Source organism: Metabacillus indicus LMG 22858 (assembly GCF_000708755.2).
GTDB classification, from domain to species: Bacteria; Bacillota; Bacilli; order Bacillales; family Bacillaceae; genus Bacillus_P; species Bacillus_P indicus.
In genome coordinates this window covers 418,032-437,378 of sequence record NZ_JGVU02000002.1, presented here as the reverse complement: position 1 = coordinate 437,378, position 19,347 = coordinate 418,032, and the positions used below count along the sequence as shown (strand labels likewise).

Here is a 19,347-nt window from a genome sequence, read left to right as displayed (position 1 = left end):
TTTCTTGATCAGCTGATTTCCGCACCGAGGACACATTTTGTTTTGTTCCAGGAGCAGCATGCAGTTTGTGCAATAGTACTTTTCCATATTAGAACCCCCTATCTTTCAGCGTATGTTGACAGGTCTTAAATGTTTCTTTTTTATGTCACTGCCGTTCTGAAAATCGATGGCAAAACATATTTTTTTCTAAAAGACTAAAGGGGTATGCTTATGGCCTATTATGGCTCCAAAGGATGGTATGTGAAAGCACTCAGGGAAATGGGAATGACCAGGCACCCGATTGAAAGAAGAAAACTGAAAATGTACAAAACGTTTGTACTCCGGAATTTATATGATCAGGCACTTGAGAAATAAATGAAGACGCTGTTCATCTGTTTTTCTCGCAAAAAAAAGACATCCTGCTGACAGGAAGTCTTTTCTTTTATGTCAAAATACCTGATTTAAGCTACAAATTTTTACAAAAATATGAAAATAATTCTTTTTTATAGGCTGATTTAATCATATAATAAAAAGAAAACGCCATTTCTAGGAGGAGCGTTTATGACATTATTGTATGAAATTCTGTATTTGCCGACAAATTGTGGAACGATCAGGGTCGATTTGTCTTATAAACGCTCTGTCTATATCGCTCATGCCGAATTGCTTGGCCACCTGTCAACCGGCAAAGACCGCAATAAACTGACTGCCGTCAAAAAATCCCTTCTTGAGCTTTCAAAGCAGGTCCATTCCAGCTGAGACAGCCTTTTCAACCAATTTCCCCTGGTGTATAATAATAGCAGATTCATTGACGGACGGGGGTTACAACTATGCTTGACGGCTGGTTTCTATGGTTTATACTGTTTTGGGTCGTTTTTCTTTCAGGCATGCTCGCAATAGGCGGGTTTTTCATGTTCCGGAAATTTTTAAAGCGCTTGCCTAAAGAAGACGGAAAATCAGATCTTGATTGGGAAGCGTATTATATTGAACAGACGAGGCACTTATGGAATACAAGCCAAAAACAGCTGCTTGAGGATCTGGTCGAACCGGTTCCTGAACTTTTCAGGGATGTTGCCCGGGCAAAAATTGCCGGCAAAATCGGCCAGCTGGCACTTCAGGAAAATGCGGGATCTATTACACAGGACCTTGTGATTCGCGGATATATAACAGCTACTCCAAAGCGCGACCATAAGTTTCTTTTAAAGCGTCTTAAAGAGAAAGATATTGATCATACCCCTTACCGGGCACTATTTTAAAAAAACCCGCTGGCTCTTGAGCCCGGCGGGTTTTTATGTGGCCTGAATATTCGATGGAGGCAGCTGATTTTCGAGCTTTCTGAATGACAGATACATGGCGATTCGCCACGGAACAATCATTCCGAATGCAAGAATCCAGAACATGCCGCTCAATTCTCCGACATCAATGCTGTTGCTCAAATAAAATTTAAGTGCAATCCTGATAAGGAGAAGCCCTATTAATATGAATGCAAAGGCTTTTGAGCGCTTCAGGTAGATTTTATCTTCCTTGACTTCAAAATTTGATGTTTTAATAAGAAAGATGGAGAAAAAGAACCCCAGTGTGATCGCTTCCAGGAATTCAAGCGGCGTCACTCTGAACATCGGGTGAAGAAACATTAACGCTCCCGTGCTCATAAAAATCGGCGGCAGGATAATCTTTCTGGCACTTGCGGGTTTCTTAGAAGCTCTCATGCGGATCATCATGACGCCTAGAGCCATGATAACAGCAGCAATTGTTGAGAAAATGACCAATGTGATCAATCCTTTTTAAAATGGTTACTACTATAATATACTACTGAAGCAAATAAAAAACCATCTCTTTACACAAAAGATGGCCGTTCCATGCAATTTACCCCAGAACGCGGTAAACCGCGTCGTTTACTCTTGTTTCATCAAAAGGCTTCGTAATAAAATCCTTTGCTCCTGCTTCGATGGCCTCTACCACCATTTTCTGCTGGCCCATTGCAGAGCAGATAACGACTTTGGCAGCGGGATCCATCTCTCTTATCGCTTTCAAAGCTTCAATCCCGTTCATTTCCGGCATCGTAATATCCATCGTAACGAGGTCCGGTTTCAGCTTTTCATAAAGTTTGACTGCTTCGGCGCCATTCTCCGCTTCTCCTGCAATCTCGTGTCCTTTGGATGCGAGAATCTTTGATAAGGTTAATCTCATGAATTTGGCATCATCAACAATTAGCACTCTGGCCATGCAAGCGCCTCCTTTTTAAATCGACGAACGCAAGATCTACTATTCTATGAGATATTATATCAAATTACAGAAGAAAATGTAGTAAAAAAGACTCAAAAATTTCTAAAAAATAGGTCTAAAATCCCGTAAACCCGCCAAACAGCCTGCTCATCACAATAATAATCTTTGTCATCCAGTTAAAAAACAGCATGATCCCAATGATAATCATGATCCAGCCGCCCGCTTTCATAATAACCAGGCTGTGCTTGCGGATCCATCCCAGCTTTCCGATAAAGAAGGCCATGATAAAGAAAGGAATGGAAAAACCAAGTACGTAGGCAAACATATAGAGCATAGCAGAACCTGGATTGCTCAGTGTAAGCCCGAAGACAGCTGTAAGAATAGGTCCGGTGCATGGTGTCCATCCTGCTGCAAAAGCAAGACCTATAAGCACGGAACCGATATACCCGGAGGGTCTGTTTTTCAATTCAAACCGGCGTTCTTTCATCAAAAATTCAGGCTGCAGAACACCCACAATGACAAGCCCGAAGAGTATGATTAAAATGGCGCCAATCTGCCTGATCAGATCATTATAGCCAAAGAAGAAATCGGCAATAAAGGAACTTCCAAATCCAAGAGCAATAAAGATAATGGAAAATCCAATCAGGAAGCACAGTGTGTGCAGCATACTCCGTTTTTGAAGCATGGCATTTTCAGTCTTCAGCTCCCCGACTGAAACACCTGTTATGTATGACAGAAACGCAGGATATAAAGGCAGACAGCAAGGAGAGATAAAGGAAAGAAATCCTGCTCCAAATGCTAAGAATACATTAACATCGGTCATCCATGAACCCTCCTTTCAACTTTAAAGTCACACTATATTTTAGCAAATACTGCCTGAAAAACATATGTTTCACTGTGTGACAGTTTTATGTCAATTCCTTAACATCTGCTTAAAAGGATTTATTCGGTCAGGACTTCCCTTTATAATAGTCATATATCAAAGTAAAAAATCCTTATTTTCCCTTCGAATTATTTTCCATTTTAGGATATAATAGAAATTACCAGCAAGGTTCGTGCAGAACTTACATACAGAAAGGACAAGTTTTCGTGTCTAAACAAGAACTATTAAAACTAATTGAAAAAAAACGAGCGGAAATGATCGAAATAGCCACTAAAAATGGAATCAATTCGAACGTGTCCATTCAATACAGCCAGGAACTGGATCACTTGCTGAATGAATACAACCGGTACAGCTACTCTGCCATGAAACGTGTTTATTCTTAAAACTTAAAAATCCCCGCAAAAAAAGCACGCTCCGAAAGCGTGCTTTTTTATTTAAAATCCCGTAACCGGGTTTTTATTTTGCCTGATTGTTCATCATTTTCATCATTTGGTTGATTTTCTTCTGGGACGGTTTCATGCCCATTTGCATCATCATCATTTTTAACATTTGCTCGTTAATTGGCGGATTTTTCTTTAAATAACTCATCATATACTGGCGAGCAATGAAAAATCCTAGTGCTACTCCGGCAAGTAAAGCCAGAACGCCTACTAGAATGACTACCCACAGATCCATCGTATTTCCTCCTTCATGTTGTCTATTTTACAGTGTACTAAACCATAGGATATTATACAACATATACTCTATAATTTCTGCCTTTTTAGACAAATTTTCTTTCTTTTATCGGTTTTAGCCATCCGTGCCGCTTTTCTTCAAAATCCATCGCTAAAAAGCATGAATCCGCCTTTCTGAGAACTTCAAAGAAAATCGCTTCCATATCAAAGCTTCCTTCTGAAGTGACTGTAACCGATCTGTCACCCGTTTCAAGGATGGCTCCTCCCTGCATGGATTCACTTTCAATATGATGGCGGTTTTGTGAATATGCATAGTTGTATCTTCCGTTCAAGCTGCTGCTGATCATGTCATCTATATAGTCTTTCGGAATTTGTCTCGTAATATAAGTAATTTGTTTTTTCAGGTGAATAAACTCAGGCTGTTCAGGGCTTGTCCGCATAAATTCCTGAAAAAGCTGAAAAAGCTTTACTTCACGGCCAAAAAAGTGATTCGCAAACTCTTCCTCTATTAAATAGACAGTGTAGTGTCTCATGCTTTCACCCTTCCGTATGACGGTTACCCATTATTATACTGGAAAGTTGAGGAAGAAATTTGTCTAAATGAAAGGCAAAACTTCACTTTTTTTGTCGAAAAAGAGAGAACGAAGTGATTCGTTCTCTCTCGTAAGGCTTATTTTTCTAATAGTGCCTTTACTCGTGCTGTTACATTCTCGACTGTAAAGCCAAACTCTTTCATAATTCTTTCACCTGGTGCTGAGGCTCCGAACTGGCTGATGCCAAGAATGTCACCCTCATCTCCAGTATATCGCTCCCAGCCAAGAGGTGCTGCCATCTCAATAGCCAGACGCTTCTTCACTGTTTTTGGAAGAACGGAAGCGCGGTACTCTTTTGACTGGCTTTCAAAACGGTTCCATGACGGCATGCTTACAACCGCAACATCGATGCCTTCTTTTTGAAGAGCATCCTGCGCTTCGATAGCAAGTCCCACTTCAGAACCTGATGCTAAAAGAAGTGCGTCAGCCGTTTCCTTTTTGCTAGGAGAAATTGTATAAGCTCCTTTGGAAACTCCTTCATATGCCGTTTCAGACGTACCTTTGATCGTTTTTAGATTCTGACGGGTAAGAACAAGTGCTGTCGGTGCCGTTTCAGATTGAAGGGCAAGTCTCCATGCAGCAGCAGTCTCATTGCCGTCTGCCGGACGGATAACAGACAGGTTCGGCATTGCACGCAAGGCAGGAAGCTGTTCAATCGGCTCATGAGTAGGGCCGTCTTCTCCTACAGCAATACTGTCATGAGTGAATACATATGTTACCGGCAGACCCATTAAAGCAGCAAGACGAATTGCCGGACGCAGGTAGTCAGAGAATACAAAGAACGTTCCGCCGTAAACGCGAAGACCGCCATGCAGCGCCATGCCGTTTAGTGCAGCACCCATTGCGAATTCACGGACACCGAACCAGATGTTGCGTCCACTGTAGTCCTCAGCTGTGAAATCTGCTGCTCCCTTAATAGAAGTATTGTTTGAACCTGCAAGGTCAGCTGATCCTCCGAAAATGTATGGAACATTTTTCGCAAGGCCATTTAACACTTCACCGGAAGAAGCACGTGAAGCAAGTGCTTTGCCGTCTTCATATACAGGCACTTCGGAATCCCAGTTTTCAGGAAGCTCGCCCTTAATTCCTGCCTCAAGAGCTTTTGCAAGGTCAGGGAATTCTTTTTTATAGCTGTCAAAAAGAGCGTTCCATTCTTGTTCTTTTTTCGAACCGAACTGTTCTGCCGACTCTTTGAAATGAGCATACACTTCGTCAGGAACGTGGAAGTCCTGTTCGAATGTCCATGCATATGCTTCTTTCGTCAGTTTGATTTCATCTGATCCAAGCGGCTTGCCGTGAACATCTGATTTCCCTGACATATTCGGTGATCCGTAGCCAATTGTCGTTTTCACTTCAATCAGAGTAGGATGAGTTTCATCTTGCTTAGCAGCTTCAATCGCTTTAGCAATTTCTTCAAGGTTGTTGCCGTCTTCTACCCGAATGACCTGCCAGCCGATTGCTTTGAAACGGTCTTCCACGTTTTCAGAGAATGAGCGGTCAAGGTCTCCATCGAGAGAAATGTCGTTAGAATCATAAAGAACAACTAATTTGCCAAGCTTTAAATGCCCTGCAAGGGAAGCTGCCTCAGAAGAGATTCCTTCCATCAGGTCACCGTCTCCGCAGATTGCATATGTGAAGTGGTCGACAACCGGGTATGACTCTTGGTTATATGTATGTGCAAGATGACGTTCTGCCATAGCCATTCCGACAGCCATCCCAATTCCCTGGCCAAGCGGACCTGTTGTTGCATCTACACCTGCTGTGTGGCGGAATTCAGGGTGTCCCGGTGTTTTGCTTCCCCATTGTCTGAATTCTTTAAGATCATCCATCGTTAAATCATAGCCTGATAAATGAAGAAGGCTGTACAGCAGCATAGACCCGTGACCTGCAGATAATACAAAGCGGTCGCGGTTAAACCATTCAGGATTTTTAGGATTGTGATTCATAAATTGCGTCCAAAGCGAATACGCCATTGGAGCTGCCCCCATAGGCATTCCAGGATGTCCTGATTTTGCTTTTTCAATCGCATCAATCGACAGCGTTCGAATGGTAGCAATTGATAAGTCTTGAATTGAATGTGACATTAATTGATCATCCTTTCAGAAATAACATTCTACTTTTTTATCATAGCTTTACTGCCCTATTCATACAACCATTTCGCATGGAAATGCAAAAATGAGAAGTGTAAGAACCTATTCTAATGTATTATGTGCAAAATGAAAAGGAATACATCAAAAATTGACGTATTCCAGCGATTAATGCAGATCGCGTCTGCGTTCTTCTTTTAATTTTTCAGGTGTTACATCGTTCCCGTTTGGATCCAGGACTGTAACGCCTTTTAATGTATTTTTCATAGAACCCCGGAATGCCTTAAGATATTCCTGTCTGAGTGATTGCTGTTCCTGTTTTTCCTCCGGAGAAAGACCGGACGTTTTTGATTTTCTGGACAAGGTGTTGATTCTTGCCATCTTTTCTTTTGGCAGCATGACTGCAGCTCCTTTACCTAATACAGATTTACTATCATATCGTACTAGATATGGGGGCAAAAAACAACAGATTAGACCTGTTCCTCTTTCATGTGCTCCTGATATCTTCTATGTACTGTCGCTTTAGAAACCTCGTATCCAAAACCTCTTAAGGTTGCCGCAATCTCTGAGAATGTCAGTTTATTCTGTTTAAGCCTGATAATCTCGCTTACAGGCACTTCCTTTTTCTCTCTGCCGCTCCCTTTATCTCTGTTAGTAAGATTCCTCTGAGGTTTATACCCTTTTTCAACCGCCCTCTGCATGCCTCTTTTGATTTTCAGATTATGGATCTTCCTCTGATATTCTTCAACAATGCTTACAATTTCCAGAACCATGGAATCGGCTTCTGACAAAAAAAGCTTTCCATTCTGCGTGGCCGTATAGATCGTAATGCCTTCTTTTGCGAAAAAATGAATAAGGGCGATGCGGGCGTTCCCTCTCCCCAGTCTTGTCTCATCCTGAATAACAATGGCGTCAATTTTCTGTTCCTTTATACAGTCAAATATTTCAAAAATACCTTCTCTTTCAACCTCATATCCGCTCGCCTGTTCCTCAATAATCTTTTCCACATTCATGCCATGTACTGCTGAAAGGGCCAAAAGTTCTTCTTTTTGCCGGGCGAGTGATGTCTCTTGTTCTTCTTTTCTAGTGCTGACTCTGCAGTAGATGATTGCGTTCAGTGTTCTCACTTCCCTATTTTCTTGATGCCAGCTGTGTCCCGTCATGGTAGGTTTGTTTATCAATAGGAAGAACCACAGAATCTCCTGACTTGATCACAGCTGTCGGCAGTCCGTTTTTATCCTGAACCCATTCAACGAAATCGGTTTTGGACATGCGGTGATGCTCTTCATATTGATCTGCAAGACTCCATATACTGTCACCTTCTGCTATTTCAATGGATACATAATGATCAAGGCTTTCTTTTTCTCCTGTGTATGATAATGCAAAGACAGCTACAATGACAACTGCAAAGAAAGAAATAACGTAAGATAATGAACCTTTCAACTCAATCCCCACCTTAATAGAATGTTTGTTCGTATATTTGATACTTTAAGTATAATGCGAACAAACGTTTCTGTCAACGCCATTTTTCGAACTTATGTTTGTATATGCAGGAAAAACATGCTATAATCAACATAAATTACAGGACGCGAGGTGGATAAAATGACAAAACTTTCAAAGAGGCAGCAGGATATCCTCACTTTTATTAAGCTTGAAGTACAAAAGAAAGGATATCCGCCATCAGTCCGTGAGATCGGCGAAGCAGTGGGCCTTGCTTCGAGCTCAACTGTGCACGGCCATCTTGCCAGGCTTGAAAGCAAAGGGCTGATCAGACGGGATCCGACAAAGCCGAGAGCGATCGAAATATTAGAAGATGAGACAGCGATGATTCCGCGTTCAAGCGTGATTAACGTTCCTGTAATCGGGAAAGTAACAGCCGGTTCCCCGATCACAGCCATTGAAAACGTCGAGGAATATTTTCCTCTTCCAGATACGTTCGCCGCATCCGATGATCAGATCTTCATGCTCGAGATTATGGGAGACAGTATGATTGAAGCCGGTATTCTTGACGGGGACATGGTTATTGTCAAACAGCAGAACACTGCAAACAACGGGGATATCGTTGTTGCCATGACAGAGGATGATGAGGCAACTGTCAAACGTTTTTTCAAAGAGAAAGATTACGTGCGCCTTCAGCCGGAAAACTCTACACTTGAACCGATTATTCTCAGACATGTTGTCATCCTGGGAAAAGTTGTTGGAGTTTATAGAAACATACACTAAAAACTTTGCTTTTACAGGCAAAGTTTTTTTATTTGCCTGTTTTGCAGCCTTCTCTCAGGGGAACATAATAATGAAAAAAAGATGAGAGGGTGCCTATGACAAAAGAACCGGCCATTCTGCGGGCGAATGCCCAATTTATTTTTCCTTTTTCATGGGGCAGCGACTGCATCTCCCAGCTGACTGATGAACTTAAGGCGAACGGATTTGAATTTTTCAGCATTAACAGCAGCGCCCAGCAGACAAAATTTTACGGAGAGAAAACAAGTCTTCCCCATAAACGCCTGAAACATTATTTTATGCCGTACATAGAACAGATTCTCTTTCCGGACCAGCATCAGGATAAGGCTATAAATCGATACTCAAAATCCTTTGACAGAAAATGCACGCTTCGTACAGCTGTAAATGAATATTCTTTCAATGTCCACTCAATCGATCTGTATATATGCCCTTTTTCTGTCGGAATGATCACCATAAGGACAGAGCTGACATCAAACAGCAATACATGGTCACTGAGCGATGCACTCGATTTTATGGATCACTTCAGGGTTCTTGAACCATTTATTACAGAAGAAAAAGGAACTGTTCTTCATTCAGGACAGGGCACTTACGAAAAGATTCAGGATTTTATTTTTGAAGAGCTGTGCCCCTCTGTTGTCCCGTATATAGAAAAAAGTGAAAACAGCCAGTCAACTTACCTTGGAAGCCTTCCCTACTTTATTGACGAGAGAATGTTTGTCAGCAGTTATCTTTTGACAGAAAAGGACGCAGAGATTTCTTCGGATACTCTTTTTCGAATAGGCCACATAAATGGCTATGATCAAAACGGCAGGCCGTATATGTCCGCAAGCAATTCCGCATATATAGACCACTATCTTAAGGATCACATTTACGACAGGTGGTCACCCGGCAGCTTTCACGTTGTGAGTGATCATACATTCACTAAAATTACGAATGATGTGGGTCAGGAGAACGTGACCGCGGAAGAAATGGTTGGACAGCTCTACTACAATCTCATCCTGCATCTTTTCTATAAAATTGTTCTTCTAAAGCTTTCATACAGCTATTCACAGCTCTACATTGATCAGAAACAGGATAAAATGGAAGGTCTGATCCGCTCGATTGCTAATTTCACCGCTAAGTATATCTTTTCAGAAATCAGCAGCAGAACGGAAGGCCAGGAGCTTTCTGTTATGATGAAAGACAGGTTCAAAATTGAGACCCTCTATAAAGAAGTGAAGAATACGATGGACAGTCTTTATCAAAACCAGGAGAAGCTGGCCAGCAAACGCCACAATTCCCTGCTGCTGATCCTTACTACTTATACGGTTATTTCCGGAATCTATGGCATGAACCTTGTCATTGAGGACTGGAAAGGCAGCATAAGCTGGAACAAGCTTGCAAATTACTCTATTTTTGAATACATTTCACTCGTGGTCGCTTTATCCGGGATTGCAGTTGGTTCCATACTTGCCGTAATAGCCATAATGAGGCTGCTGAAGGACTATCTTCAAAAAAGAAAATCAGATGGAATTGACTAAAAAGCTTGATTGTGCAAAAAAACCTCAGCAGACAGCTGAGGTTTTTGAGTGTGATTCTTAGTATTGAGACATGTACTGCTCGCGTTCCCATGGGTGAACTTGAGTGCGGAACATATCCCATTCGATTTCTTTCGCTTCTACAAAATGCTCAAACAAATGCTCGCCAAGTGCGTTGATGATTACTTCGTCTGTTTTCAGAAGATCAAGAGCCTGTGCTAATGTTGCAGGAAGATCTACGATTCCATTCTCAACACGCTCTTCTTTCGTCATGACATAGATGTTGCGGTCAATCGGTTTTGGAGCAGCAAGTTTGTTTTTAATGCCGTCAAGACCAGCAGCAAGCAATACGCTCATTGCAAGGTACGGGTTTGCAGAAGGGTCAACACTGCGCACTTCTACGCGTGTGCTTAGTCCGCGTGAAGCAGGGATACGGATAAGCGGGCTTCTGTTTTGTGCAGACCAGGCAACATAGCATGGTGCCTCGTAGCCGGGTACTAGACGTTTATATGAGTTAACTGTCGGATTCGTAACAGCTGTAAAGTTTGGTGCATGCTTGATTACGCCGGCAATGAAATGTCTCGCTGTTTCGCTCAGCTCAAGTTCACTGTTTTTGTCATAGAATGAGTTCACTCCGTCTTTGAAAAGAGAGAGGTTCATGTGCATTCCAGATCCATTTACTCCAAACAGCGGCTTCGGCATGAATGTAGCATGCAATCCGTGTTTGCGCGCAATTGTTTTAACAACAAGTTTGAATGTTTGGATATCATCACAAGCTTTTACTGCACCGGCATATTTGAAGTCGATTTCATGCTGGCCAGGAGCTACCTCATGGTGAGATGCTTCAATTTCAAAGCCCATTTCTTCAAGCTCAAGCACGATGTCACGTCTGCAGTTTTCTCCAAGGTCAGTCGGAGCAAGGTCGAAGTAGCCGCCGTGATCGTTCAGCTCAAGAGTTGGTTCTCCTTTTTCGTCAAGCTTGAAAAGGAAGAATTCCGGCTCAGGCCCAAGGTTGAAGTCAGTGAATCCAAGGTCTTCCATTTCTTTCAGCATACGTCTTAAGTTGTTGCGCGGATCTCCATCAAATGGTGTGCCGTCCGGGCTGTAGATGTCGCAGATGAAACGTGCAACTTTGCCTTTTTCAGATGTCCAAGGGAAAATAACAAACGTATCAAGATCAGGATACAGATACATGTCAGATTCTTCAATGCGGACAAATCCTTCAATTGAAGATCCGTCAAACATGCATTTGTTGTCAAGTGCTTTTTCAAGCTGGCTTGCAGGAATTTCTACGTTTTTGATTGTTCCAAGGATGTCCGTGAACTGCAGTCTGATGTATTTTACGTTTTCTTCTTGTACTAAGCGTACAATATCTTCTCTCGAATACTTTGCCATTGTGAAAATCCTCTCCTAACAATACTAAGTAATATTTATTGTGAAAAATAAAGTGAAGCTGCGTTAATTAATGGAAAAATCTAGACATGTCACCCTGTCTGAGCGATGATCTCTGGAACCTTCCGGCCTGCATCAGTTCAGCTTTCAGCAGCTTTCTGAGTTCAGCGTCGGTCAGATCCGGTTTTTCCACTTTTTTAGGCTGGCCTTCTTCTTCGCGTTCCATACTTTTATCCTTAGAAGAAAAAATCTGCTTGATGCCGGCCATGTTAATGCCTTGTTCGATAAGGCTTCTTATTTCAAGAAGCGTATCTACATCATTAAATGAAAATAGGCGTCTGTTCCCTTCTGTTCTTGCAGGGAAAATCAAGCCGTTTTCTTCATAATATCGAATTTGCCTGGCAGAGAGTTCTGTCAGCTGCATGACAATTCCGATCGGGAATAAGGGCATCGAGCGTCGAATCGTATCACCCATTGTATTCCCTCCTTTTCTTAACTTAATCTTATTATATTCCATGTCATATAATGTGTCAACACTATGTTAGGAAAAATGACATTTGTATTAATATCGGATTACAGACGAATTAAATTCTTGTCCAAAAGATGATCAAGAGCAGAACAGATGGCAATTTTCACATGAGAATACGTTAATCCGCCCTGCACATAAGCTGTATACGGGGGACGCAGCGGCCCGTCTGCCGAAAGTTCTATGCTTGCTCCCTGTACAAAAGTTCCTGCAGCCATTATGACATCGTTCTCATAACCCGGCATATAGCTCGGATATGGCGTCACGTGCGAATTGACCGGTGATGCATATTGTATGGCCTGGCAGAACGCAACCATTAAATCAGACTGCTCAAACTGGACAGATTGAATAAGGTCTGTGCGGACTGCATCCCAGGACGGGTTTGTTTTAAGCCCTGCAAGTTCAAGCATCGCTGCCGTAAACACTGCACCTTTTAAAGATTGGGCAACAACGTGAGGAGCAAGGAAGAATCCCTGATACATTTCCTGAAGACTGTAGAGGGACGCGCCTGCCTCAGCCCCAATACCAGGTGATGTCATCCGGTAGGAACATGCTTCCACCAGATCCTTGCGCCCCACGATATAACCGCCTGTTTTCGCAAGTCCGCCGCCCGGATTTTTAATAAGCGAACCAGCCATAAGATCGGCACCGACGTGACAAGGTTCAAGCTCTTCAACAAATTCACCGTAGCAATTGTCGACAAAAACAACAACATCAGGCTTAATGGATTTGGCAAAGTCAATCATCTGCTTAATTTCTGCAAGAGTATAAGATGGCCTTGTCGCATATCCTTTTGAGCGCTGAATGCCGATCATCTTTGTCTTTTCTGTAATGGCAGCACCGACGGCATCATAATCTATGCCGCCGTCTTCTTTCAGTTCAACAGCCCGGTAGCCGATTTTAAATTCACTTAGAGAACCGGTGCCGCTGCCTCTGATGCCCACAATCTCTTCAAGGGTATCATAAGGCTTTCCCGTTATATATAGAAGTTCATCAAATGGACGGAGCACTCCGAACAGGGCAATGGAAATGGCATGGGTCCCTGAAATGATCTGCGGCCTTACAAGCCCTGACTCCCCGCCGAAAACATCCGCATAAATCTGTTCCAGCGTATCCCTTCCATGGTCATCATACCCATATCCTGTAGTCGGGATAAAATGTGAGTCGCTCACTCTATGGTCTCTGTAGCTTTGAAGAACCCGGAACTGGTTCATTTCCATTCGTTCATCAATTTTTTTGTGGGTATCTCTGATTTTTTCTTCTGCCTGTGCAGCAAGCTGCGCAAGCTTATCACCGTATTTCAATTGGTTAAACATGTTTGTTTCCCTTTCTCTTATACATCTCTATCTGGCCGGAAGCTGCATGTCCCGGCAGGAAGTGTCCCTGTATTTCATAATGATTTTCTTCTTCATTAAAGGCAAAGTGCCCTACCATGGTTTCTGTTTTCAATAAAGCCAGAAGCTTGCCTTCTGAAGCAGGCACATCAATGCTGTATTCTTCCATCAGCTCCATTGAAAACGACTGGATCTTCTGTTTCAGTTTTGCAATATCCGCATCCGAAAAAGCGCTGATCAGCACATGCTCGCCTTTCGGTGAAGGAACAAAGCCAGCCGACTGCTTATCTTGCTTGTTATATACCGTTAAGACCGGAATCGTCGTGACCTTGAGTTCTTCCAGCAGTTTATAGACGGTTTTTTCATGATTGACGTAGTCTTCATTTGAACTGTCGACAACATGCAGAATCAAATCCGCCTCTTTTACTTCTTCAAGTGTAGAGCGGAACGCTGCAACAAGCGTTGTCGGCAGATCCTGAATGAATCCTACCGTATCTGTTAAAAGAGCCTGATAGCCCGATGGAAGTGTCATCTTCCTTGTCATCGGATCAAGTGTGGCAAAAAGAAGGTCTTCTTCAAAGGTCCCCGCGTCTGTAATACGGTTAAACAGTGTCGATTTCCCGGCATTTGTGTAGCCGACCAGAGCTACTTGGAAAGCCTGATTTTTCTTTCTTCTTTCACGATAGCGGTTCCGGTGACTGACAATTGCAGCAAGCTGCATCTTAATTTCATGTATGCGGGTTCTAATATGTCTTCTATCTGTTTCAAGCTGCGTTTCGCCCGGCCCCCTCGTGCCGATTCCGCCGCCCTGTCTTGAAAGATTGATTCCCTGTCCGCTCAGCCTCGGCAAAAGATACTGAAGCTGCGCAAGCTCCACCTGAAGCTTGCCTTCTTTTGATTTTGCCCGCGTCGCAAATATATCAAGTATCAGCTGTGTGCGGTCAATAATTTTCACATCAAGGGCAGCCGACAGATTGCGCTGCTGACTTGGAGAAAGCTCATCATTAAATATAATTAAGTCGGGCTCAAGCTCTTCTGAAAGAGCGAGCAGTTCATCAACTTTGCCTTTGCCTATGTATGTTGCCGGGTGAATGCGCTCTCTCTTCTGCGACAGCTGGACGAGCACTTCCCCGTTCGCTGTTTTAGTAAGGGAAGCAAGCTCGCTCATTGTATAACTGAACGCTTCATCTTCTGTTTTGGGAAGCTGGCAGCCGACCAGAATGACTTTTTCACTCCCGGTATTCATTGTCTCTTTCAAACGGGTACCATCCTTTTACTCATAATTTTGCTTCTTTATCATACCAAAAAAACAAAGAATCCACTAATGCTTTACGTTTTTACGCACATAGGAACGATTCGAAGACTATTTTAAAAGAAAAGGATTGCATTAAAGCGGATACGCATATAAAATCAAGACGGCTGCTTTCATGCAGCCGCTTCTAATTAAAGATATCTGACATTTACTAAAAAGGGGATACATATATGACGTGGGAAGTATTAAGCATCATCGGCACAATTGCATTTGCAGTGAGCGGCGCCATTGTTGCGATGGAAGAGGAATATGATATTCTCGGGGTGTATATTCTTGGCATTGTCACCGCATTTGGAGGAGGAGCCATCAGAAATCTTCTCATCGGCGTGCCGATTTCGGCTTTATGGGAGCAGGGGACGCTCTTTCAGATCGCTCTTGTTGCCATGACGACAGTGTTTTTATTCCCCAACAACCTGCTTAAACACTGGCAGAAGTGGGGAAATTTCACCGATGCGATCGGACTTTCGGCATTCGCTATTCAAGGAGCGCTGTATGCTGCTGAGATGAATCATCCGATCAGTGCGGTTGTTGTGGCTGCAGTACTGACAGGAAGCGGCGGCGGTATTGTCAGGGATTTGCTGGCCGGAAGAAAACCGCTCGTACTGAGATCGGAAATTTATGCTGTGTGGGCTGTCCTTGCAGGCCTTATTATCGGATTTGATCTGGCCCAGTCACCTTTTCAGCTTTATACTCTATTTATTCTGCTCGTTGTTTGCAGAGTTCTCTCCTATACAAATAAATGGCAGCTTCCAAACCGCTCCATCCACCATTGAAAAAAGCCGCAGCCGCGGCTTTTTTTGTCCTTTATGTTTATTCTTTAATCACCAGATCCTGACTCAAGATCGTGACAAGTTCGTCCCGTCCCAATTGATTCGCTGTTAGAAGTCTCATCGCCTGGGAGCGGATGGATTTTTCAATGATATTTCTGACATACCTGCCATTCGAGAATTTTGACGGGGCAAGGTTTGTTTTCATGTCATTCAGATGCTCGCGGAATTTCCATTCAGCCTCTTTGCTGAATGAATATTCTCTTTCCTTCATCATGCGCTTTGAGATTTCCATCAGCTGTTCAACAGAATAATCCGGAAAATCTACCACGAGCGGAAATCTGGAATGCAGGCCGGGATTTAATGAAAGAAAATGATCCATCTCCTTGGAATAGCCCGCCAATATGAGAACAAATTCATGCTGTTTATCTTCCATATGCTTAACGAGAGTGTCAATGGCTTCTTTCCCAAAGTCCTTTTCTCCCCCGCGGGCAAGGGAATAGGCTTCATCTATAAAAAGAATGCCTCCAAGGGATTTTTTAATCAGATCCCGCGTTTTCTGTGCGGTATGTCCAATGTATTCTCCCACAAGATCCGCCCGTTCCGCTTCAATTAAATGGCCTTTTGAGAGCACATTCATCTGGAAAAATAATTTCCCGATCAATCTGGCTACTGTTGTTTTCCCTGTGCCGGGATTTCCTTTGAACATCATATGAAGAGACTGTTTTCCTGCTTTCAGCCCCTGTTCTTCCCGCTTTTTATTAATAAAAATCCATGCATAAATTTCTTTAATCATCCGCTTCAGTTCATCCATGCCTACAAGCGTATTCAGCTCTGCTTCAATTTCATTTAATATGGCATGCTGCGGTTCTGTTTTAGGGATTTTCAGTTCATATGTGGCTGTTTCGCTGATTCGCTCATGATAGACCTTTTTCTGGCCGCTAAGAATCACATTAATTTGCCCGTTGTTTTTAAATGTGACTGCTTGATCCAAAGATGTTCACCTCACATTCTTTTATTACTATACGTTGCTTGGGGCAAAATCGTGACAAATGCCTATCTAAAAGATGAAATTATTTTTCCGCGGAGAGAATATTGCTGAATATTGATGGATTCTGCGCTTTCCCGAGAAATAAATCCATTTCCTGATCATCAGCAGACTCTTTGAAACAAGACAAATAAAAAATCAGCCTCCGCATATGAAGGCTGATTTTAACTGACTATTCTATTTCAAGGGAAACATGTTTCTGAGGCGCAAACGTTGAAATCGCATGTTTGAAAATCAGCTGCTGCTTGCCTTCTGTTTCCAGCAGGACTGTAAAGTTGTCAAATCCTTTAACAAGGCCTCTGAGCTGAAATCCGTTCAGAAGGTACACCGTTACAAATGTACTTTCTTTGCGCATTGAGTTTAAAAATTGGTCTTGGATATTGACTGTTTGTTTCATGTTTCGTCCTCCTCTTTTCTCTATGTTTTATGTATTCTAGCTTAATTGAAGCTTTCCTGCTATATAAGTGAAAATTTCATTGAATCTGTCATTTGCATCATGCGGGCTGCTTACATCAAACCATTCCACGTCCATTTTGTTGCGGAACCATGTAAGCTGGCGCTTCGCATAGCGGCGGGAGTTCTGTTTCAGCTGATCCACTGCATCTTCGAGAGAAGACTTGCCGTCAAAATAAGCGAAAAGCTCTTTATAACCGATGGCCTGTACAGACTGACAGTCCCGGATTCCATTCTCATGCAGCTGTTTTGCCTCAGCCAGCAGCCCCTGCTCCATCATAAGATCAACTCGGTGATCAATCCGTTCATAGAGCTCGCTTCGCTCCATCGTTAACCCGACAATGACAAGGTCGTAAAGCAGCACTTTCTCCTGTTCGTTTAAAAACTCTGTCATCGTTTTGCCGGTGCAGCGGAAGATTTCAAGAGCCCTGATGACTCTCCTCACATTATTCGGATGAATCCTTTGAGCTGATTCCGGATCTGCATCAGACAGTTTCTTGTGTATGAATTCATTGCCTCTGGCTTCAGCTTCTTTTTCAAGCATCTGCCTGTACTCAGGATCCGATGCCTGTTCTGTAAACTGATAATCATAGATAACAGACTGAATATACATGCCTGTCCCGCCGGCAATGATCGGAAACTTGCCTCTTGAGTGAATATCTGTGATAAGTGGACGTGCTAATTCCTGAAATTCTGCGGCGGAAAACGACTCATCAGGATCTTTAATATCGATCAGGTGATGGTGCACTCCATCCATTTCATCCGGTGCAGCTTTTGCCGTCCCAATATCCATCCCGCGGTAGATCTGCATGCTGTCCCCGCTTATAATTTCACTGTTCAGCCTTTTGGCAAGTTCAATGCTCAACTTTGTTTTCCCGACCGCGGTCGGTCCAATTATCACGAGCAGTTTTTCTTTCTTCAACCTGTAATCACACTTTCTTGCTTTATATCCGCTTTTCAACATCTTATCACTTTAAATCATTGAATACCAGTTTATTATTTCCAGATATCAGCCCCCTCAAACGGCCTGAATGGATTAATATCCGATCGGGCCGCTCGTTCTTCCGCTGAACAAATGCTGATGAACCTTTTTCTGCTGCGGAGAGTATACAACCCCTCCAAACTGAGTCGGCTCTGCTTCTGTGTAGTTTCTGTAACTTTTCCCTTCAAACAGATGATAGTGTGTGCCGTCAAGCATCGGAATGGGCGGTCCGGTCTTTACATAAAAGCGATGATAATGATTGTTGTCAAACGTCGTAACCCCTTCTACATAGTGGTAATGCCTGTCAAATGACGTGCCGTTGAGAGGTTTAGAAAATCCAAGCAGGGCATGCGTGTGACCTTCCTGTTCCTCTGTCACTCCCTGATAAAAGTGAGCATGGGGAACAGGCAGAGGCTCCCGAACAATTATTTCCTTCATAAGGCCGCTTCCTTTCAAGCTTTTTATCAAAGTATGAAAGAAAGCAAGCGAGGGTCATAAATATCTCAATATGCCGTTTTAACAAAGAAAAACAGGGAAACTAAAAGGTAATTCTAATGAGAGGGGCATGCCCGTTGTTTCAGCTTGAGGATATGATTACTTTTTTCTGGGCTTTCTTTTTTGTTTTGCCCATCGTTGCCTTCATTCATCAGCTTGGGCATTTTGTCTTTGTCTGGTTGTTTGGAGGAAAGGCTTTTTTTACATTAGGGAGAGGAAAACTTCTGCTCAGAGTCGGAAAGCTTCAAATTAATCAATATTACTTTCTGGACTCTTTTTGTCAGTATGAACGATTGAAATGGGATAGCAAATGGACACACGTCCTTGTATATGCAGGTGGATCCATTTTCAACCTGTCCTCCATCATTATCGTTAATTCTATGATTCATGCAGGGCTGCTGAATCCGCACATCTTCTTTTATCAGTTTGTCTATTTTTCTGTTTACTTTGTTTTCTTCTCGCTTCTGCCATTTAAATATTCAGAGACACATTCGTCTGACGGCAGATCCATTTATGACGTCGTTAAGTACGGAAGCAGCTGCAGTCAGTTTGACTGATGCAAAAGAAGAAGCCTAACCGGCATTCTTCTTTTTGCTACAAATAATCTATAGTATCGGCATATAGTTCATATCTTTTTACACCAAGCACGCGACAAATGTCTGCAATCTCATTTGAGGTTGCTCTTCTTGTATTTCTTTCAATAGATAATAAGTGAGAAACAGAGAGATTTAAACTTTCAGCCATACATCCTAATGGTATACCTCTCGTTTCTCTTAGTTCTCTAATTCTTTTACCTATTTTTATAATTATCAATCCCTTTACAGTATTAAGGTGTCCCCAG

General features: G+C 42.7%; 26 protein-coding genes. 8 read left to right on the top strand and 18 right to left on the bottom strand.

Annotated features, from left to right (window positions below; all coding sequences use genetic code 11):
• Positions 1 to 210 precede the first annotated feature (210 nt).
• From AZ46_RS21410 to AZ46_RS05380, 3 genes are all read left to right on the top strand, one after another.
• Entirely contained in the window at positions 211 to 354 is a 144-nt protein-coding gene (locus AZ46_RS21410) for a DUF2639 domain-containing protein (RefSeq protein WP_081870139.1), read from the top strand.
• 186 nt (positions 355 to 540) lie between these two features.
• Positions 541 to 735, top strand: a complete 195-nt coding sequence (locus tag AZ46_RS05385) for a hypothetical protein (protein ID WP_029281112.1) — start codon at positions 541 to 543, stop codon at positions 733 to 735.
• A gap of 71 nt (positions 736 to 806) precedes the next feature.
• Positions 807 to 1,232, top strand: coding sequence for a DUF2621 domain-containing protein (locus AZ46_RS05380; RefSeq protein WP_029281114.1), 426 nt, complete (start codon positions 807 to 809; stop codon positions 1,230 to 1,232).
• Positions 1,233 to 1,265: 33 nt separating this feature from the next.
• Here AZ46_RS05380 and AZ46_RS05375 read toward each other — a convergent pair whose 3' ends face one another.
• The 3 genes from AZ46_RS05375 to AZ46_RS05365 form a co-directional block, all read right to left on the bottom strand.
• Complete coding sequence (locus tag AZ46_RS05375; protein WP_029281117.1) at positions 1,266 to 1,745, bottom strand: CcdC family protein; 480 nt, start codon at positions 1,743 to 1,745, stop codon at positions 1,266 to 1,268.
• A 97-nt stretch (positions 1,746 to 1,842) separates the two neighbouring features.
• Positions 1,843 to 2,202, bottom strand: a complete 360-nt coding sequence (locus tag AZ46_RS05370; RefSeq protein WP_029281119.1) for a response regulator — start codon at positions 2,200 to 2,202, stop codon at positions 1,843 to 1,845.
• Between the two features lie 115 nt (positions 2,203 to 2,317).
• Positions 2,318 to 3,025, bottom strand: a complete 708-nt coding sequence (locus AZ46_RS05365) for a cytochrome c biogenesis CcdA family protein (protein ID WP_029281121.1) — start codon at positions 3,023 to 3,025, stop codon at positions 2,318 to 2,320.
• Between the two features lie 266 nt (positions 3,026 to 3,291).
• Between AZ46_RS05365 and AZ46_RS21405 the strand changes: the two genes are divergently transcribed.
• Positions 3,292 to 3,468, top strand: a complete 177-nt coding sequence (locus tag AZ46_RS21405) for an aspartyl-phosphate phosphatase Spo0E family protein (RefSeq protein WP_081414077.1) — start codon at positions 3,292 to 3,294, stop codon at positions 3,466 to 3,468.
• Positions 3,469 to 3,541: 73 nt separating this feature from the next.
• Here AZ46_RS21405 and AZ46_RS05360 read toward each other — a convergent pair whose 3' ends face one another.
• The 6 genes from AZ46_RS05360 to yneA all read right to left on the bottom strand — a co-directional run bounded on the left by AZ46_RS05360 (position 3,542) and on the right by yneA (position 7,882).
• Positions 3,542 to 3,760 carry a YneF family protein gene (locus AZ46_RS05360; RefSeq protein ID WP_029281123.1) on the bottom strand — a complete coding sequence of 73 codons (219 nt, stop codon included), beginning with the start codon at positions 3,758 to 3,760 and terminating at the stop codon, positions 3,542 to 3,544.
• 85 nt (positions 3,761 to 3,845) lie between these two features.
• Complete coding sequence (gene sirA, locus AZ46_RS05355; protein ID WP_029281125.1) at positions 3,846 to 4,292, bottom strand: sporulation inhibitor of replication protein SirA; 447 nt, start codon at positions 4,290 to 4,292, stop codon at positions 3,846 to 3,848.
• 137 nt (positions 4,293 to 4,429) lie between these two features.
• The gene (tkt, locus tag AZ46_RS05350) at positions 4,430 to 6,436 is read right to left on the bottom strand and encodes a transketolase (RefSeq protein ID WP_029281127.1); all 2,007 of its coding nucleotides are present in this window, start codon (positions 6,434 to 6,436) and stop codon (positions 4,430 to 4,432) included.
• Between the two features lie 171 nt (positions 6,437 to 6,607).
• Entirely contained in the window at positions 6,608 to 6,838 is a 231-nt protein-coding gene (locus AZ46_RS05345; protein ID WP_029281129.1) for a DUF896 domain-containing protein, read from the bottom strand.
• 71 nt (positions 6,839 to 6,909) lie between these two features.
• Complete coding sequence (locus AZ46_RS05340; protein ID WP_029281131.1) at positions 6,910 to 7,557, bottom strand: YneB family resolvase-like protein; 648 nt, start codon at positions 7,555 to 7,557, stop codon at positions 6,910 to 6,912.
• 13 nt (positions 7,558 to 7,570) lie between these two features.
• Positions 7,571 to 7,882, bottom strand: a complete 312-nt coding sequence (gene yneA / locus AZ46_RS05335; RefSeq protein ID WP_029281133.1) for a cell division suppressor protein YneA — start codon at positions 7,880 to 7,882, stop codon at positions 7,571 to 7,573.
• Between the two features lie 159 nt (positions 7,883 to 8,041).
• On the opposite strand from yneA, the gene lexA reads away from it, so the two are divergent.
• Both lexA and AZ46_RS05325 read left to right on the top strand, forming a co-directional pair.
• Entirely contained in the window at positions 8,042 to 8,662 is a 621-nt protein-coding gene (gene lexA / locus AZ46_RS05330) for a transcriptional repressor LexA (RefSeq protein ID WP_029281135.1), read from the top strand.
• A gap of 95 nt (positions 8,663 to 8,757) precedes the next feature.
• Positions 8,758 to 10,200 carry a magnesium transporter CorA family protein gene (locus tag AZ46_RS05325; RefSeq protein WP_051865243.1) on the top strand — a complete coding sequence of 481 codons (1,443 nt, stop codon included), beginning with the start codon at positions 8,758 to 8,760 and terminating at the stop codon, positions 10,198 to 10,200.
• Between the two features lie 57 nt (positions 10,201 to 10,257).
• Here AZ46_RS05325 and glnA read toward each other — a convergent pair whose 3' ends face one another.
• The 4 genes from glnA to hflX form a co-directional block, all read right to left on the bottom strand.
• Positions 10,258 to 11,592: a type I glutamate--ammonia ligase gene (glnA, locus tag AZ46_RS05320; protein ID WP_029281139.1), complete on the bottom strand. Its 1,335-nt coding sequence runs from the start codon at positions 11,590 to 11,592 to the stop codon at positions 10,258 to 10,260.
• A gap of 67 nt (positions 11,593 to 11,659) precedes the next feature.
• On the bottom strand, positions 11,660 to 12,064 hold the full coding sequence (locus AZ46_RS05315) for a MerR family transcriptional regulator (RefSeq protein WP_029281141.1): 405 nt from the start codon (positions 12,062 to 12,064) through the stop codon (positions 11,660 to 11,662).
• 98 nt (positions 12,065 to 12,162) lie between these two features.
• Positions 12,163 to 13,431, bottom strand: coding sequence for a methionine gamma-lyase family protein (locus AZ46_RS05310; protein WP_029281143.1), 1,269 nt, complete (start codon positions 13,429 to 13,431; stop codon positions 12,163 to 12,165).
• Complete coding sequence (hflX, locus tag AZ46_RS05305; RefSeq protein WP_029281145.1) at positions 13,424 to 14,695, bottom strand: GTPase HflX; 1,272 nt, start codon at positions 14,693 to 14,695, stop codon at positions 13,424 to 13,426. Before hflX ends, AZ46_RS05310 begins: the two co-directional genes overlap by 8 nt.
• A gap of 236 nt (positions 14,696 to 14,931) precedes the next feature.
• Between hflX and AZ46_RS05300 the strand changes: the two genes are divergently transcribed.
• Entirely contained in the window at positions 14,932 to 15,534 is a 603-nt protein-coding gene (locus AZ46_RS05300) for a trimeric intracellular cation channel family protein (RefSeq protein ID WP_029281147.1), read from the top strand.
• Positions 15,535 to 15,571: 37 nt separating this feature from the next.
• On the opposite strand, the gene spoVK is transcribed toward AZ46_RS05300, so the two are convergent.
• The 4 genes from spoVK to AZ46_RS05280 form a co-directional block, all read right to left on the bottom strand.
• Entirely contained in the window at positions 15,572 to 16,522 is a 951-nt protein-coding gene (spoVK, locus tag AZ46_RS05295; RefSeq protein WP_029281149.1) for a stage V sporulation protein K, read from the bottom strand.
• Between the two features lie 226 nt (positions 16,523 to 16,748).
• Positions 16,749 to 16,973 (bottom strand): RNA chaperone Hfq, encoded by a 225-nt coding sequence (hfq, locus tag AZ46_RS05290; protein ID WP_029281151.1) that lies wholly within the window; start codon positions 16,971 to 16,973, stop codon positions 16,749 to 16,751.
• A 36-nt stretch (positions 16,974 to 17,009) separates the two neighbouring features.
• Positions 17,010 to 17,951: a tRNA (adenosine(37)-N6)-dimethylallyltransferase MiaA gene (miaA, locus tag AZ46_RS05285; RefSeq protein WP_029281153.1), complete on the bottom strand. Its 942-nt coding sequence runs from the start codon at positions 17,949 to 17,951 to the stop codon at positions 17,010 to 17,012.
• A gap of 114 nt (positions 17,952 to 18,065) precedes the next feature.
• Positions 18,066 to 18,449, bottom strand: coding sequence for a YmaF family protein (locus tag AZ46_RS05280; RefSeq protein ID WP_051865234.1), 384 nt, complete (start codon positions 18,447 to 18,449; stop codon positions 18,066 to 18,068).
• Between the two features lie 134 nt (positions 18,450 to 18,583).
• Between AZ46_RS05280 and AZ46_RS05275 the strand changes: the two genes are divergently transcribed.
• Positions 18,584 to 19,063, top strand: a complete 480-nt coding sequence (locus tag AZ46_RS05275; protein ID WP_029281157.1) for a hypothetical protein — start codon at positions 18,584 to 18,586, stop codon at positions 19,061 to 19,063.
• A 37-nt stretch (positions 19,064 to 19,100) separates the two neighbouring features.
• Here the strand turns inward: AZ46_RS05275 and AZ46_RS22560 are convergent, their stop codons facing one another.
• On the bottom strand, positions 19,101 to 19,319 hold the full coding sequence (locus tag AZ46_RS22560) for a helix-turn-helix domain-containing protein (protein ID WP_139015475.1): 219 nt from the start codon (positions 19,317 to 19,319) through the stop codon (positions 19,101 to 19,103).
• Positions 19,320 to 19,347: the final 28 nt, after the last annotated feature.

What these genes read in the sequence shown, in the direction of transcription:
- hflX (WP_029281145.1), bottom strand. Translation starts at nt 14,695, where the DNA reads ATGAATACCGGGAGTGAAAAAGTCATTCTGGTCGGCTGCCAGCTTCCC.
- lexA (WP_029281135.1), top strand. Translation starts at nt 8,042, where the DNA reads ATGACAAAACTTTCAAAGAGGCAGCAGGATATCCTCACTTTTATTAAG.
- AZ46_RS05310 (WP_029281143.1), bottom strand. Translation starts at nt 13,431, where the DNA reads ATGTTTAACCAATTGAAATACGGTGATAAGCTTGCGCAGCTTGCTGCA.
- AZ46_RS05380 (WP_029281114.1), top strand. Translation starts at nt 807, where the DNA reads ATGCTTGACGGCTGGTTTCTATGGTTTATACTGTTTTGGGTCGTTTTT.
- tkt (WP_029281127.1), bottom strand. Translation starts at nt 6,436, where the DNA reads ATGTCACATTCAATTCAAGACTTATCAATTGCTACCATTCGAACGCTG.
- hfq (WP_029281151.1), bottom strand. Translation starts at nt 16,973, where the DNA reads ATGAAACAAACAGTCAATATCCAAGACCAATTTTTAAACTCAATGCGC.
- AZ46_RS05360 (WP_029281123.1), bottom strand. Translation starts at nt 3,760, where the DNA reads ATGGATCTGTGGGTAGTCATTCTAGTAGGCGTTCTGGCTTTACTTGCC.
- AZ46_RS05370 (WP_029281119.1), bottom strand. Translation starts at nt 2,202, where the DNA reads ATGGCCAGAGTGCTAATTGTTGATGATGCCAAATTCATGAGATTAACC.
- AZ46_RS05345 (WP_029281129.1), bottom strand. Translation starts at nt 6,838, where the DNA reads ATGCTGCCAAAAGAAAAGATGGCAAGAATCAACACCTTGTCCAGAAAA.
- AZ46_RS05325 (WP_051865243.1), top strand. Translation starts at nt 8,758, where the DNA reads ATGACAAAAGAACCGGCCATTCTGCGGGCGAATGCCCAATTTATTTTT.
- glnA (WP_029281139.1), bottom strand. Translation starts at nt 11,592, where the DNA reads ATGGCAAAGTATTCGAGAGAAGATATTGTACGCTTAGTACAAGAAGAA.
- AZ46_RS05315 (WP_029281141.1), bottom strand. Translation starts at nt 12,064, where the DNA reads ATGGGTGATACGATTCGACGCTCGATGCCCTTATTCCCGATCGGAATT.
- AZ46_RS21410 (WP_081870139.1), top strand. Translation starts at nt 211, where the DNA reads ATGGCCTATTATGGCTCCAAAGGATGGTATGTGAAAGCACTCAGGGAA.
- AZ46_RS05300 (WP_029281147.1), top strand. Translation starts at nt 14,932, where the DNA reads ATGACGTGGGAAGTATTAAGCATCATCGGCACAATTGCATTTGCAGTG.
- AZ46_RS05365 (WP_029281121.1), bottom strand. Translation starts at nt 3,025, where the DNA reads ATGACCGATGTTAATGTATTCTTAGCATTTGGAGCAGGATTTCTTTCC.
- AZ46_RS05385 (WP_029281112.1), top strand. Translation starts at nt 541, where the DNA reads ATGACATTATTGTATGAAATTCTGTATTTGCCGACAAATTGTGGAACG.
- sirA (WP_029281125.1), bottom strand. Translation starts at nt 4,292, where the DNA reads ATGAGACACTACACTGTCTATTTAATAGAGGAAGAGTTTGCGAATCAC.
- AZ46_RS05280 (WP_051865234.1), bottom strand. Translation starts at nt 18,449, where the DNA reads ATGAAGGAAATAATTGTTCGGGAGCCTCTGCCTGTTCCCCATGCTCAC.